Annotated in this window: 17 protein-coding genes; 14 read left to right on the forward strand and 3 right to left on the reverse strand. The window is 51.6% G+C overall.

The window, feature by feature from the left end:
• Positions 1 to 6: 6 nt before the first annotated feature.
• Genes LG202_RS07190 through motD form a run of 3 tightly spaced genes read left to right on the forward strand, consistent with a single transcriptional unit; the run spans position 7 to position 2,276 of the window.
• Complete coding sequence (locus tag LG202_RS07190) at positions 7 to 741, forward strand: RNA polymerase sigma factor FliA (RefSeq protein ID WP_230348069.1); 735 nt, start codon at positions 7 to 9, stop codon at positions 739 to 741.
• Positions 723 to 1,463 (forward strand): flagellar motor protein, encoded by a 741-nt coding sequence (locus LG202_RS07195; RefSeq protein ID WP_230347708.1) that lies wholly within the window; start codon positions 723 to 725, stop codon positions 1,461 to 1,463. Before LG202_RS07190 ends, LG202_RS07195 begins: the two co-directional genes overlap by 19 nt.
• A 12-nt stretch (positions 1,464 to 1,475) precedes the next feature.
• Positions 1,476 to 2,276: a flagellar motor protein MotD gene (gene motD / locus LG202_RS07200; protein ID WP_230347709.1), complete on the forward strand. Its 801-nt coding sequence runs from the start codon at positions 1,476 to 1,478 to the stop codon at positions 2,274 to 2,276.
• A gap of 41 nt (positions 2,277 to 2,317) precedes the next feature.
• Here motD and LG202_RS07205 read toward each other — a convergent pair whose 3' ends face one another.
• From LG202_RS07205 to flgA, 3 genes are all read right to left on the reverse strand, one after another.
• The gene (locus LG202_RS07205) at positions 2,318 to 2,767 is read right to left on the reverse strand and encodes a flagella synthesis protein FlgN (RefSeq protein WP_230347710.1); all 450 of its coding nucleotides are present in this window, start codon (positions 2,765 to 2,767) and stop codon (positions 2,318 to 2,320) included.
• Between the two features lie 29 nt (positions 2,768 to 2,796).
• The gene (gene flgM, locus LG202_RS07210; protein ID WP_230347711.1) at positions 2,797 to 3,099 is read right to left on the reverse strand and encodes a flagellar biosynthesis anti-sigma factor FlgM; all 303 of its coding nucleotides are present in this window, start codon (positions 3,097 to 3,099) and stop codon (positions 2,797 to 2,799) included.
• A 153-nt stretch (positions 3,100 to 3,252) separates the two neighbouring features.
• Positions 3,253 to 3,960, reverse strand: a complete 708-nt coding sequence (gene flgA / locus LG202_RS07215; protein ID WP_230347712.1) for a flagellar basal body P-ring formation chaperone FlgA — start codon at positions 3,958 to 3,960, stop codon at positions 3,253 to 3,255.
• A gap of 240 nt (positions 3,961 to 4,200) precedes the next feature.
• On the opposite strand from flgA, the gene flgB reads away from it, so the two are divergent.
• From flgB to flgL, 11 genes are all read left to right on the forward strand, one after another.
• Positions 4,201 to 4,596, forward strand: coding sequence for a flagellar basal body rod protein FlgB (gene flgB, locus LG202_RS07220; protein WP_230347713.1), 396 nt, complete (start codon positions 4,201 to 4,203; stop codon positions 4,594 to 4,596).
• A gap of 24 nt (positions 4,597 to 4,620) precedes the next feature.
• Positions 4,621 to 5,025, forward strand: coding sequence for a flagellar basal body rod protein FlgC (flgC, locus tag LG202_RS07225; RefSeq protein WP_230347714.1), 405 nt, complete (start codon positions 4,621 to 4,623; stop codon positions 5,023 to 5,025).
• Positions 5,026 to 5,056: 31 nt separating this feature from the next.
• Positions 5,057 to 5,743, forward strand: coding sequence for a flagellar hook assembly protein FlgD (locus LG202_RS07230; RefSeq protein WP_230347715.1), 687 nt, complete (start codon positions 5,057 to 5,059; stop codon positions 5,741 to 5,743).
• Positions 5,744 to 5,776: 33 nt separating this feature from the next.
• Complete coding sequence (gene flgE / locus LG202_RS07235) at positions 5,777 to 7,030, forward strand: flagellar hook protein FlgE (protein ID WP_230347716.1); 1,254 nt, start codon at positions 5,777 to 5,779, stop codon at positions 7,028 to 7,030.
• Positions 7,031 to 7,073: 43 nt separating this feature from the next.
• Entirely contained in the window at positions 7,074 to 7,814 is a 741-nt protein-coding gene (flgF, locus tag LG202_RS07240) for a flagellar basal-body rod protein FlgF (RefSeq protein ID WP_230347717.1), read from the forward strand.
• Between the two features lie 74 nt (positions 7,815 to 7,888).
• Complete coding sequence (gene flgG / locus LG202_RS07245) at positions 7,889 to 8,674, forward strand: flagellar basal-body rod protein FlgG (protein ID WP_230347718.1); 786 nt, start codon at positions 7,889 to 7,891, stop codon at positions 8,672 to 8,674.
• 26 nt (positions 8,675 to 8,700) lie between these two features.
• Complete coding sequence (locus LG202_RS07250; RefSeq protein ID WP_230347719.1) at positions 8,701 to 9,372, forward strand: flagellar basal body L-ring protein FlgH; 672 nt, start codon at positions 8,701 to 8,703, stop codon at positions 9,370 to 9,372.
• An 8-nt stretch (positions 9,373 to 9,380) separates the two neighbouring features.
• The gene (locus tag LG202_RS07255; protein ID WP_230347720.1) at positions 9,381 to 10,481 is read left to right on the forward strand and encodes a flagellar basal body P-ring protein FlgI; all 1,101 of its coding nucleotides are present in this window, start codon (positions 9,381 to 9,383) and stop codon (positions 10,479 to 10,481) included.
• Between the two features lie 9 nt (positions 10,482 to 10,490).
• Positions 10,491 to 11,369: a flagellar assembly peptidoglycan hydrolase FlgJ gene (gene flgJ, locus LG202_RS07260; protein ID WP_230347721.1), complete on the forward strand. Its 879-nt coding sequence runs from the start codon at positions 10,491 to 10,493 to the stop codon at positions 11,367 to 11,369.
• Positions 11,370 to 11,424: 55 nt separating this feature from the next.
• The gene (gene flgK / locus LG202_RS07265) at positions 11,425 to 13,362 is read left to right on the forward strand and encodes a flagellar hook-associated protein FlgK (RefSeq protein WP_230347722.1); all 1,938 of its coding nucleotides are present in this window, start codon (positions 11,425 to 11,427) and stop codon (positions 13,360 to 13,362) included.
• Between the two features lie 14 nt (positions 13,363 to 13,376).
• A complete protein-coding gene (gene flgL / locus LG202_RS07270) occupies positions 13,377 to 14,291 on the forward strand; it encodes a flagellar hook-associated protein FlgL (protein ID WP_230347723.1) in 915 nt (304 codons plus the stop codon).
• Positions 14,292 to 14,303: the final 12 nt, after the last annotated feature.

Raw genomic sequence — 14,303 nt, forward strand, 5'->3', positions numbered from 1 at the left:
CAAGTGATGTACACCTTGCATGGAAAAACCAGCCCCAAGGAAGATCTTCTGAAGCAGCATGCAAGCCTGGTCAAGAAAATTGCTTATCAGCTCAAGGCCAAGTTGCCCGCCAGCGTGGATATTGATGACCTGATACAGGCAGGGATGATGGGGCTACTGGATGCCACCAACCGCTATGAAGACAACCATGGTGCACAATTCGAGACGTATGCCGCGCAGCGTATCCGCGGCTCCATGATAGATGAGCTGCGCCGTGCGGATTGGCTACCACGTAGTGTGCGCAAAAACATGCGCGATGTAGAATCAGCCGTGCACCAGTTGGAGCAGAAACTTGGCCGCCCCCCTACCGAGGGAGAAATTGCGCGCGAACTCAATCTTTCCATGGATGACTTCCATGAGATGCTGGATGACTGTAGTGGCCACCAGCTCATCTATTACGAGGATTTCAGCGAACAAGACAGTGGTGACCATTTTCTCGACCGCTATCAATCCGATGACTCTGGAGATCCGTTGAGGGCATTGCTTTCCACCGACTTCCGCGAAGCGCTGATTGATGCTATCGACTCACTGCCGGAACGTGAAAAAATCCTCATGGGTCTCTATTACGAACAAGAAATGAACCTCAAGGAAATCGGTGCCATCATGAGCGTTTCTGAATCCCGGGTTTGCCAATTACACACCCAAGCCGTTGCACGCCTGCGCGCCAACCTGAAAGAGAAGTTGTGGACTGGAGCAGCCTAGGCGGTATCTTACTCGCCCTTGCTGGCATCCTGCTGGGGCAAGCCCTTGAAGGTGGCAAGTTCAGCTCGCTCATCCAGCCAGCTGCATTCATGATTGTGCTGTTCGGCACGATTGGTGCTGTTCTCCTGCAAACACGCCCAGCTTTCTTCATTCAGGGTTTACGCTTGCTCACCTGGGTCATCCGCCCTCCAGAAGACGATAGAGTAAAACTGGCACGCCGCATCAGCACCTGGAGCCAGATTGCGCGCAAAGATGGCATTCTGCTGCTGGAAAACCATATGCACTCCGAACCAGACCTTTTTGTGAAAACCGCACTGCGCTTGGTGATTGATGGCACACCACCTGAGAAGATCCGCGACATTTGCAATGTGGATATCAACCGCTATGAAGTCGCGCAACGCAATGCCGTCAAAATATGGGAAGCAGCTGGCGGCTATGCTCCTACGATTGGCATCCTAGGGGCAGTGCTTGGCCTGATCCATGTCATGGAAAATTTATCTGACCCAAGCAAGTTGGGTAGCGGTATCGCCATTGCTTTTGTCGCCACGATTTACGGCGTAGGCTTTGCCAACCTGTTTTTCCTGCCGGTTGCAAATAAGCTCAAGGCACTTGTGCAACTGGAAACCACACGCCGCGAGATGGTGATTGAAGGAATGGTTGGCATTGCCAACGGTGAGAACCACAAAATTGTCGAAGAACGCTTGAATGCATACTTGCGTTAAACTCAGGGTAACATGGGAAGAAGAAGAAAATTTGAAGAAGAGCCAGATAACCATGACCGATGGCTCGTGTCCTATGCGGATTTCATTACCCTTCTATTTGCCTTCTTCGTGGTGATGTATGGTATTTCATCGGTAAATGACCAGAAATATAAAGAACTCACATCCGCCCTCGGTAGTGCATTCAGCGGTACAGCCGAGCTTAAGTCACCAAGCAACCCCTCTGATATGCAACCGGTAGAAAGTCAAAACCTGCAATCCTCTCCCAGCCACTCACTGATCAATGGCTTGCCTCTCACTCGCCTAGAGCAAGAAAAGTACCGCCAAGAGCAGGAAAATATCAGCGCCATCATTACCAGCCTGAATCAAACTTTGGGCTCACTCACCAGCAGCGGCAAAATCAATATCAGCAAAACCAATCGTGGCGTCAGAATTGATATTGCCGATGGCGTGCTGTTTCAGGCAGGCTCTTCCAGCATCAAGACCGAGGCAAACGCTCCCATTAATGACATTACCCAAGTACTCGCCAATCAGGAATATGCTATCCAGGTAGAAGGTCACACTGACAACCTACCCATCAGCAATGTGCAATTTGCTTCAAACTGGGAGCTTTCCGCTATGCGTGCCACCAGTGTTGTGCGCCGGATGATAGATAACGGCATTGCTGCAGATAGACTCAGCGCAACAGGTTATAGCGATACGCAACCTATTGCCGACAATGAAACCGCTGAAGGCCGCGCAAAAAATCGTCGCGTTTCTATTATGGTGCTATATAGCAAACCGGAAAAACTTCAAAAAACAGAAATTCAGGAATAAAAAAAGCCGGGATAATCCCGGCTTTTTTTATTCCAATTTTTTCACGCTTGAGCGTTATAAAGGCCAGACCCTGAACTGGCTTGACCATTAGGGCCATAAAACTGACCGGAAGCAGGAGGTCGCCCCAAAGTATCCAGCATCTGCTGATTACGGCTGAACTGCTTGTTGATCAAGATACCATTCACACGATTGAGTTCTTTAGCCTGGTCAACAAGGCCCTGGAAATGAGCCCAGGACTCTTGAACCTCAGCTATTTGTACTGCAATCCAAGCTGCAAGACCACGCTCCTCGGCACCAAATCCTAAAGCAGCAACCGCCTGGTACCGTGCCTGGGTATGAGCATTAATATCCTGCAATATCCGGGCTTTTTCATCCAGCAAGCCTTCCATGGCATCCACATCCACCTTGACCAAGCTTGCTTGCTCACGCCTTAAAAGCGTCAATAAGCTATCAGTCAATGCGATTTCACGCTCAAAGCTGGCTGTGGTCATGTCAGGATCACCTTTCTCCCTGCACAGCCTTAACGCTGGACTGTCAGCAGGTCTTTCACTGTGTTGATAAGGCCATCTGCGACCTTTTCAGAGTCAACCCTGAATTGGCCACTGGAAATGGCAGATTTGATCGCGTTCACTTTGTCCGCATCATATACTTGCTCATTCGCTCCGGCGGCTTCGATAGATTGCAATTGCGAAGCCAACGGAGACAAGGTAACACTCTCACCGGCTACGGTAGCCTTGGTCTCGCTTGCACGAGGTGCAGGCCTGTTTTCCGTCTTGTCATTGGTCAGCGCAACCGCTTTCTGAAGTGCGTCATCAATTTTCATGGCAATTCCTTAAGCTAGTTTCATCTACGGCAAAACTACATACCGATATATTGCTCTTATCGGCGGTATTTTTGTTAACTTTAGTAAAAAAGTTTAAAGCGTTCTTGCAGCATCATACCATCTGTACCAAGAACGTCCGATTGATCACCGCGCTTAGAAAATCACCTCGATCAAGCCGCCCTGTCGTGCCAAGCCACTGACGACCTGGCCATTGCCTACCTTTACCTTGACGCGCTGCCCTTCCCCGGCATTACTCAGGGCCGTGCCTTCAGCCGAGACCTTGAATCCATCGCCTATGGTATTGAGTACCACTTTTTGTCCTTGTTGCACCACTGGCAACACCCGTAACATCTCTTGACGCAATACTGTTCCCGCACTTAACGGAACATAAACAGCACGGCCCACTGCCTGGCTAATATCTGTAAACACCCCTGGCGGCAACTTGGCAAGATCACCCTGCCCCTTGATGAGGTCTTGCTCGGTAATAATGTGTCCTTGGGTCAATGGACCAGCAGCAATCAAGTATTCCGCCATCACTTGCACATTTGCCTGCACATACACTGTCCACACCTGTGGTGCATTGCAACGCACTCCAACACTGGTGCGCCCCCAGATACGACTACCTGTAGGTAGCGACATCTGGAGATTGTCACAACCGGCCAGTTTGAGGCGTGAATCAATCGCCATGGCAGATACTGATACCTTGCCAGGCAAGCTTGCACTCTGGCTCAATAGGAACTGCTCAACCTGTTGTCGCAATTGCGTCAAATCCTGGTGACCACCATTTGCAGAGGTAGGCAATACCCACAAGCAGGCAATCAGCAAGGCAATCATACGCCCTGTGATATATACTCTTTTCATTGCATCCCTCCTTCTTGGTTCCAGGCTTGGCACTATCTACCCCTTGAGGGGATAGCCTTTGCCACTTCATCTGAAGGTGCATTCTACTCAGGCATGCAAACACGCAAGCAGGAAATAACAAGGGAAAATCCCTTTTATTCGTACAATGAAATTTGCATCATCAGTCCTAGACTCGCAATCATCTAAAATAACGACAGTCTCCAGCATTTCTTGACTGCCGTTAGCAAGGGAGGTTGTACGATGAACAAGTTGGATGCTGCACTCAATTTTCATGAAACCGCATTGCGCGTGCGTGGGCAACGCCAGGAGCTGCTGGCTGCCAACATTGCCAATGCAGACACGCCTGGCTATAAGGCACGCGACATCAATTTTGCTGATACCTTCAAGCAGGCGCTCGTTGGAGCAGGGGGCGGCCTGAAAGCCGACACTACCAATCCAGCCCATATCTCCGCCACTGCCAGCCATCAGAACGGCGTGCTATTCCGCCCGATTATCCAAGGCAGCGTTGATGGCAATACTGTGGATATGGATGTAGAGCGCACACAGTTCGCGGATAACGCATTACGTTACGAAGCCAGTGCCACCATGATTAGCGGGCAGATCAGAAAACTACTCTCCGCGATACAAGGCCAGTAATCCTGATTTCCAAAGGAGACCTCCATGTCACTTTTTAATGTATTCAATATTTCTGGCTCTGCCATGAGCGCCCAAGGCCAGCGCCTGAACGTCGTCGCTAGCAATCTTGCCAATGCAGACAGTGTAACCAGTTCCAATGGTCAACCTTATCGTGCCAAGCACATTGTATTTTCAGCCGTACCCGTCAACGCCAATGGCTCACAAGGAGTGAAGGTACAGCAAGTAGTAGAAGATCAATCCGTACCGCAATTGAAGTATGACCCGAAACACCCTTTGGCTGATGCTAATGGGTATGTCGCCATGCCCAACGTCAACGTGACGGAGGAAATGGTCAACATGATATCGGCATCGCGCTCATATCAGAACAACGTAGAAACCATGAATGCAGCGAAATCTATGCTGCTCAAGACCCTGACCATCGGTCAGTAACGACCAACTACCCTGAAAGCGAGTAACCACCATGGCAAGCACCTCAGGCATTTCAGATTCATTGCTCACTACCATGAATGGTAGTAGCTCCAGTAGCACAACCAGCAGCATTTCTGAAACGCAAGATCGCTTCATGAAACTGCTGATCACGCAAATGAAGAACCAAGATCCTCTGAATCCAATGGACAATGCAGAAGTCACCAGCCAGATGGCTCAGCTTTCCACGGTCACAGGAATTGAGCGTATGAATGCATCGCTCTCTGCCTTTATCAGCAGCATGCAGGCAACTCAGGCTTTGCAGGCATCCAGCCTGATTGGCAATACCGTTTTGGTAGAAGGCAGCAGCACTTACCTCGCAGCAACTGAGACCGAAGGTGAGTCAGCTGCTTATTTTGCGGTTGAGCTACCGGTAGGCGCCGATAACCTTAAGGTCAACATCAAGGACAGCTCAGGCAAGGTCGTGAAAACAATGACTGTCACCAATCAGCAGGCTGGTATCTCGCAATTGGGCTGGAACGGATATGGTGACGATGGCAGCAAGCTGGCAGATGGTCGCTATACCATCGAAGCCACAGCCACCACTGCCAACACCACTGTTGCAGCAAACACCCTGAGTTATGAACAAGTGATGAGCGTCTCTACAGGTTCTGATGGAGTCAAGCTGAACCTGAGCAACCTTGCATCAATTACTACCGACAAGATTAAACAAATTTATTAACAACAACCCAGGTAACTTCACCAGGAGAACAACATGGCTTTCCAACAGGGTTTAAGCGGATTAAATGCTGCGTCTAAGAGTATTGAAGTGATTGGCAACAACGTTGCCAATGCCAGTACCGTGGGCTTCAAACAATCACGGACCGAATTTGCTGATGTTTATGCAAACTCCTTAGGAGGAGGTAATGCTTCCAAGATCGGCATTGGCACTAAGATAGCCGCTGTCACACAGCAATTTACACAAGGCAATATCTCAAACTCGCAAAACCCACTGGATGTTGCCATTAATGGCAACGGTTTTTTCCGCATGAGCGATAACGGTACCATCAGTTATAGCCGCAATGGACAGTTCCAGTTGAGTAAAGACGGATATATCCAGAATGCATCCGGCCAGCGCCTCACGGGATATTCCGTTGTCAACGGCGTTGTACAGACAGGTGCCCTGAGTGAACTACGCATTGATGCAGCGGATCTTGCCCCTCAAGCAACCACATCCATCACCGGGCCATTGAACCTAGATTCCCGCGCTGACATTCTAGACCCAGCTAACTTCAACATTAACGACCCCAGTACTTACAGCCACTCTACCCCGATTGAGGTTTTTGATTCGCTAGGCAACTCACATGCCGTGCAACTTTATTACTTGAAGACAGGGGTGGATACATCTGCCTCTCCTGCAACAACAACCTGGTCCATTATGGCAAGTGCAGACGGGGCTCAAACACCTGCTGGCTCACCTCCTACAGCTGTTGGGACGATGGTATTCACTGGCTCTGGCCTTAACCCCACCATTACGCCAACAACCCCCAGCATTAGCATACCGATTGGTACAGGTGGCTTGACTCCAATGTCAGTCACATTGAACTTGGCAGGTAGCACTCAATTCGCCAACTCATTCAACGAAAGTGATTTGGGGCAGGATGGCTATGGCGCAGGTCGCCTTTCCAGCTTTAGCGTAGGCTCCGATGGTTCTATCCTGGGACGTTATTCCAATGGCCAGAGCGCTGTGCTGGGCCAAGTAGCACTGGTGAACTTCCGCAACCTCAACGGCCTGCAACCATTGGGGGACAACCTATGGGCTGAAACCTCTGAATCAGGCCCCCCCATGGTTGGTACCGCCAACTCTGGCGGTTTGGGAGTTTTGCAATCCTATCGTCTGGAAGATTCCAACGTCGACCTGACGGCTGAGTTGGTCAATATGATCACAGCGCAACGGGTATACCAAGCCAATGCGCAAACCATCAAGACCGAAGACCAGATTATGCAAACCTTGGTCAACCTGCGTTAATTGAACTAAGCGCCTAAGCCATCAGCAATAGAAAGGAATCGCCATGGACCGTTTGATCTATACCGCCATGACCGGCCTGAAGCACATCATGGAGCAGCAGTCGACTACGGCCAATAACCTGGCCAACTCGACAACTACTGGCTTCCGGGCCCAGATAGACAGCTTCCGCGCCGTACCTGTCTTGAGCGATGGCTTACCCACTCGTGCTTTCGTGGTTGATGCCACGGTCGGCACCAATTTCAATAGTGGCGTTATCCAAACAACGGGGCGCGAGTTGGATGTTGCCATCCGTGATCGCGGCTGGTTTGCCGTGCAACGGGCCGATGGCACCGAAGCCTATACCCGTAATGGCAACTTCAAGCTGAATGAAAACGGCGTTCTGCAAACCCAAGACGGTCTCACTGTCGTAGGTGATGGCGGCCCACTCACCATTCCACCAGAAGGCAAGGTCGCCTTTGCCAACGATGGCACCGTCTCCGCCGTGGCTACCAATGTGGTGCCCTTGTTTACCAGCATGATTGGACGCTTGAAGTTGGTCAACCCGAATGATGGCGACTTGGTACGTGGTGCCGATGGATTGTTCGAGCCAAAGAATGGCCAGCCGCTGGCTGCAGATGCTGCTGTCAGCGTGGTAAGTGGCGCACTGGAGGGTAGCAACGTGAACGTGGTGGAAGAAATGGTCAACATGATTTCCCAGGCACGCCAGTTTGACCTGCAAACCAAGCTGATCCAGAACGCCGAGAATAACGCCACAAAAGCCGGTCAGATCTTCAGTTTAAGTTAAGCACCTCTGGAGTAGCATAGTCCTTAATTTCCAGAATACCGGCAGCTCAGGCCGCCATTGCAAAGGAGCAGACCATGATACGTTCGCTATGGATCGCCAAAACTGGCCTTGATGCCCAACAAACACAGATGGACGTCATTGCCAATAACTTGGCCAACGTCAGTACCAATGGCTTCAAGAAAACCCGTGCCGTATTCGAGGACCTGCTCTACCAAAACATCCGCCAGCCCGGTGCACAATCTTCCCAGCAAACCCAGTTGCCTTCTGGCTTGCAACTAGGTACTGGTGTGCGCCCCGTAGCTACCGAGCGTATCCACCTTCAGGGTAACCTGCAGCAAACCGGCAATAGCAAGGATGTCGCCATCAGCGGCGAAGGTTTCTTTCAAGTGCTGCTGCCGGACGGATCCACTGCTTACACGCGTGATGGTGCTTTTCAGCTTGATAATCAGGGGCAATTAGTCACCGCTAGCGGCTTTACAGTACAACCAGCGATTATCGTGCCGCCTAATGCTCTAAGCATAACGGTTGCACGTGATGGCACCGTTTCAGTGGTCTTGCCCGACAACCCGAATGCCCCTGTGCAGATTGGCACGTTCCAACTAGCCACATTCATCAATCCGGCTGGCCTGCAATCCCGTGGAGAGAACCTGTATATCGAAACAGCGGCATCCGGTGCAGCGAATATCAACCAGCCCGGCCTTAATGGCACCGGCCTGCTGATCAATCAATACCTGGAAACCTCGAACGTGAATGTCGCTGAGGAATTGGTCAGCATGATCCAGACCCAGCGCGCCTATGAAATCAACAGCAAGGCGATCTCCACATCCGATCAAATGTTGCAACGCTTATCCCAGCTCTAATCTGGGCATAGTGTAGTGAAGGAAATATGATGCAATTGCGCACTCGATCAAGAAACTGGCTGGCACTGGGCATGATGCTGTTGTTCAGCGCTTGCTCAGTCGCACCAAAAAGCATCACGCAGGCTCCCAAAACCGCTCGCCCGGCGTACCCGACACAAACGGCCTACAATAGTGGTGGCATCTACAGCCCTGCCAGCTATCGCCCCTTGCTTGAAGACAAGCGCGCACGCTTGGTAGGCGACACCATCGTCATCAATATCACGGAAAACACTACCGCCAGCAAATCAGGCACCAATTCGGCAAGCAAACAAGGTGATGTGAATGCCAGTGTCACCAGTTTTTGGGGTAAAATCTTTCCCCGCCTGAGCGCCAGTGCCAGCTCCGACAACTCTTACAATGATGCCGCAGCTGCCAATTCGCGTAACGCCTTTACTGGCACGATCAGCGCAACTGTTATTGAGGTGTTGCCCAACGGCAATATGGTTGTCAGCGGTGAGAAACAAGTCGCGTTTGACCGCGGCACTGAATTTGTTCGCATCTCAGGCGTTGTCGACCCGCTGTATATTTCCAATGGCAATACCGTGGCCTCAAGCCGTATTGCGGATGCTCGCGTGGAATATCGTACCAATAGCACGATTGATACCGCCCAAATCTTGTCTATTCTGGGTCGGTTCTTCCTGAGCCTGGCACCACTGTGAGCATTACCATGACAAAACGCCTCCTGACGCTAATCGCCATCTTCGGCATCTTCTTGTCCCTACCTGTTCATGCTGAGCGCATCAAGGACCTGACCACGATACAAGGCGTACGCTCCAACCAATTGATTGGTTATGGCTTGGTAGTAGGCCTCGACGGCACAGGCGACCAGACCACACAAACGCCCTTCACCGTGCAAAGCATCGTCAGCATGATGCAACAAATGGGGATCAACCTGCCCCCAGGCACCAACCTGCAATTACGGAATGTCGCCGCCGTGATGGTCACCGGCAGCTTGCCGCCGTTTGCCCAACCGGGCCAGAACATGGATGTAACGGTATCCTCCATGGGTAATGCGCGCAGCCTGCGTGGCGGCACCTTGCTCATGACACCGCTCAAGGGCGCTGATAATCAGGTATACGCCATGGCCCAGGGCAATTTGGTCATTGGTGGTGCAGGTGCAGGCGCAAGTGGTAGCAGCGCCCAGATCAATCACCTGAGTGCAGGCCGTATTTCTGCAGGGGCGATTGTGGAGCGTGCCGTCCCAAGCCAGCTCACCGAAACCAGCACCATCCGGCTCGAACTGAAAGAAGCCGACTTTTCCACAGCCAGCATGGTGGTCGATGCCATCAACAAACGCTTTGGCAATGGCACGGCCACGCCACTGGATGGACGCGTTATCCAAATCCAACCACCCATGGATACCAATCGCATTGCCTTTCTCGGCAACCTGGAAAACCTCGACGTCAAGCCTTCACAAGGCACAGCCAAGGTGATCCTCAATGCCCGTACTGGCTCTGTTGTGATGAATCAAGCCGTGACGCTGGATGACTGCGCGATTTCGCACGGCAATCTCTCCGTTGTGATCAACACGGCACCAGCGATCAGCCAGCCAGGCGCGTTCTCTGGCGGCCAAACAGTGGTAGCGCCCGTCTCGCAAGTCGAAATCAATAAGGAACCAGGCAAGGTGATCAAGCTGGATAAAGGCACCTCGCTCGCCGATGTCGTGAAGGCATTGAATGCCATTGGCGCCACACCGCAAGACCTGCTAGCGATCCTGCAAGCCATGAAAGCCGCTGGATCACTACGCGCCGACCTGGAAATTATCTAGGACATCATCATGACCGCCTACAATCTCAATACTGATATCAACAGCAGAATGGCGGCGGATGCCAATAGCCTGAACAACCTGAAATACGCTGCACGCGATAATAGCCCTGAATCGATCAAGGCCGCAGCCGTGCAGTTTGAGGCATTAATGGTCAACATGATGCTGAAAAGCATGCGTGACGCCACCCCCAAGGAAGGCATGTTTGATAGCGAACAAAGCCGCACTTTCGTTTCCATGCTAGACCAACAGCTCAGCCAGCAAATCGCAAGCCGTGGTACTGGCCTAGCCGACATGCTGGCACGCCAGCTACAAATCAAGCAATCCAGCGTAACACCGGAACAATTGGACTCTCTCGCCCCGACACAGAGAAACATGCCGCTCGCGACGAGCCCTACCGCAAATACCGCTTTCCAGTCTCCATCAGTCCCACAGAATGCACGTGAGTTTGTACAGCAAATGAGCCAGCACGCAGAGGCAGCCAGCCAAGATAGCGGCATTCCCGCGAATTTAATGCTAGGCCAGGCAGCACTGGAAACCGGCTGGGGCAAACGCCAGATTACTGGGACAGATGGCACTGCCAGCAATAATTTGTTTGGTATCAAGGCTACCTCAAGCTGGAAGGGCAAAACCGTTGAAGCATTGACGACGGAATACATCAATGGTGTGCCGCAAAAGCGTATTGAGAAATTCCGTGCCTATGACTCTTACGCCGACTCATTCCGTGACTTTGCCAATATGATGCGCAACAACCCGCGCTATGACAATGTGATGAGCAATACCGGAAGTACCGCTGGTTATGCCCAGGCGATGCAAGATGCAGGTTATGCCACCGATCCCCAATATGCCAGCAAGTTGCAGAGGGTGATCAACAGCATCACCACGACTTAAAGTTTCCTGTTTTTATGCCGTTCAACCATTTACGTAACCTTGATCGACACCCATCATGTCTAATATATTCAACATCGGCAAAACTGCACTGAACGCTGCCCAGGTAGGCATTAGCGTGACTGGGCACAATATTGCCAATGCCAAGACCGATGGTTACTCGCGTCAGGTAATCGTCCAATCGACCGGCCAGGCACAAAACTGGGGCTTTGGTTACTTGGGTAATGGCACGCAGATTGATACGGTCAAGCGCATCTACAACGAACTGCTATCAAGGCAGATCAGCAATAGCCAGTCTATCGCCAGTGCCATTAATACTCAGATATCCAATATCAACCAGATCAGCAATATGCTGGCAGATTCAGACGCGGGGCTTTCGCCAGCGATCCAGGATTTTTTCGATGCGATCAATGACCTATCCTCCGCACCCAACGACCCAGCATCACGTCAGGCCATGCTATCCAATGGTGAGGCTTTGGTTAGCCGATTCAACAGCCTGGGCAGCCGGTTGCAGGAGATGCAAAGTTCGGTAAATTCACAACTCACCGCCAGCGTCAAAACCGTCAATCAATATGCCAAGGAAATCGCACGCCTCAATGAAGTAATTGATATTGCGACCACCAGCACAGGCCAACCACCTAATGATCTCCTGGATCAGCGTGACCAGTTAGTATTGGCGCTCAACAAGGAAATCAAGGGCACGGTGGTTGTCCAGGATGGCAATAAATACAATGTATCGATTGGTAACGGCATTCCATTGGTGAATGGCCTCACTTCGTATTCATTAACCACGGTCAACTCGCCTACCAATCCTGGCAAACTCGAAGTCGCCTACCAAGTTGGCTCCACCGTCTCCATTCTTGCCGAGCAAAGCCTGCAAGGCGGCGTCATCGGCGGGCTTATCGAGTATCGCCGCGAATCCCTGGACAAGGCACAAAATACCCTGGGGCAGATTGCCGTTGCACTGGCACAATCCTTTAATACCCAGCATCAACAAGGCCTGACCAATAACAATGTGCAAGGCGGCAATTTTTTCAATATCCCGGTACCGCAAGTCAATGCCAGTAGCCGCAACACTGGCGATGCCAGTATTGCCAGCAGCATTACTGATGCCAACCAATTAACTGCGAGCGATTACCGGTTGCGCTACGATGGATCAAACTACATCGTCACACGCCTCAGCGATAACACAACACAATCCTTTACCAGCCTGCCACAAACCGTTGATGGCGTCAGCTTCGCGTTGGGCGGTGGCACCATTAACACAGGAGACGAGTTCCTGATCAGGCCAACCGCTAATGCAGCAAGCGACCTGTCGATGGCAGTGAAACAGATTGCAGACATCGCTGCCGGTGCCCCAGTCGTAGGTACCTCTGCCGCGACAAGTAACACAGGAAGCGGCACTATCAGTGGTGCCAAAGTGAGTAACAGCTATGCCAGCGCCCCGCTGGCCAGCCCTTTCACATTAAGTTACAACAGCGGTAACCTGAGCGGCTTCCCTGCCGGCGAGGCCATTTCCGTCACCACCAGCGCCGGTGTCACAACCACTTACCCAGCTGGCAGCACAGTGCCCTACAGCGCTGGCGCAACGATTAGCGTCGCAGGTATCAGCTTCAGCCTGAGTGGCGCTCCAGCCAATGGCGACCAGTTCACCATTGCTGCCAATAGCAGCAATGCCGCTGGCGATAATCGCAATGCCTTGCAGCTGGCCGCATTACAAGGCACCAAGATCATGCTGAATGGTACGGCGTCTTATCAGGACACATTCAACCAGCTCGTCAGCTATGTAGGTAACCGTGCGCGTGAATTGCAAGTGACCGGTGCTGCAGAAGATGAGCTATTGAACCAATCCATCACCGCCCAGCAAGGTGAATCTGGGGTAAATCTGGATGAAGAAGCTGTCAACTTGCTACGTTACCAGCAAGCCTACCAAGCTGCAGGCAAGGTCATGCAAGTGGCGAGCACCCTATTTGAAACTGTGCTGTCGATCAGATAAGCGAGGAAAGTATCATGCGTATCAGCACTAACACTATATTCCAGAACGGCCTCAATAAACTCTCGCAGTTACAGGTCTCCCAGGATCGCTTGATGCAACAGATTGCCAGCAAAAAACGTATCCTGACCCCTGCAGATGACCCGGTAGGTGCTGCCCGCTCACTCGAATTGCAGAATGCGCAACGCATTAATACCCAACTCGAGCGCAATCGCATGTTTGCCGAGAACAACATGAATGCGGTAGAGGGCAACCTGCAAAGCGTCACAGACTTGCTGATTGCCGCGAAATCCCGGCTGACCGAGGCAGGCAACGCTTCTTATGATGATGTCCAACGAGGCTATATCGCCATTGACCTCAAGAACGACCTCGAAGCATTAGTCGGCCTGGCCAATGCTAAAGATGGCAGTGGAAGCTACTTGTATTCCGGATACAGCACCAATACAGCGCCTTACACATTAAATGCTAGCGGTGCGACCTATAATGGCGACAATCAAGTACGCCAGTTACAGGTTTCCAACAGCCGCCAATTGCCTATTACAGATAATGGACCAAATGTATTCCAGGCAAATGGCAATGATGTCTTTGCGGCCCTGGCCTCTATTACCAGCTTGCTGCAGACCCCCGTCACCAGCGCTGCCGACGCCCAAGCATTGCAGGATGGATTGACGACAGCCAGCAATGCCTTGCAAGGCACGCTGGATAATGTACTTACTGTCCGCGCACGTAACGGCTCGGCGCTCAAGGAGATCACAGCCCTCAATGGCGATGGTGACAGTCGTGCGCTGCAATATGCCAAGTCATTGTCAGAACTACAAGATCTGGACTATGCAAAAGCACTGTCCGATCTCGCCAAAGAACAAACTGTGCTGGAAGCCGCGCAAAAGGCTTTCGTTGCGACCACCAGCTTATCGCTGTTCAACTTGATTTAATTAAACATTGAG

It is taken from the genome of Methylobacillus methanolivorans (assembly GCF_054588515.1).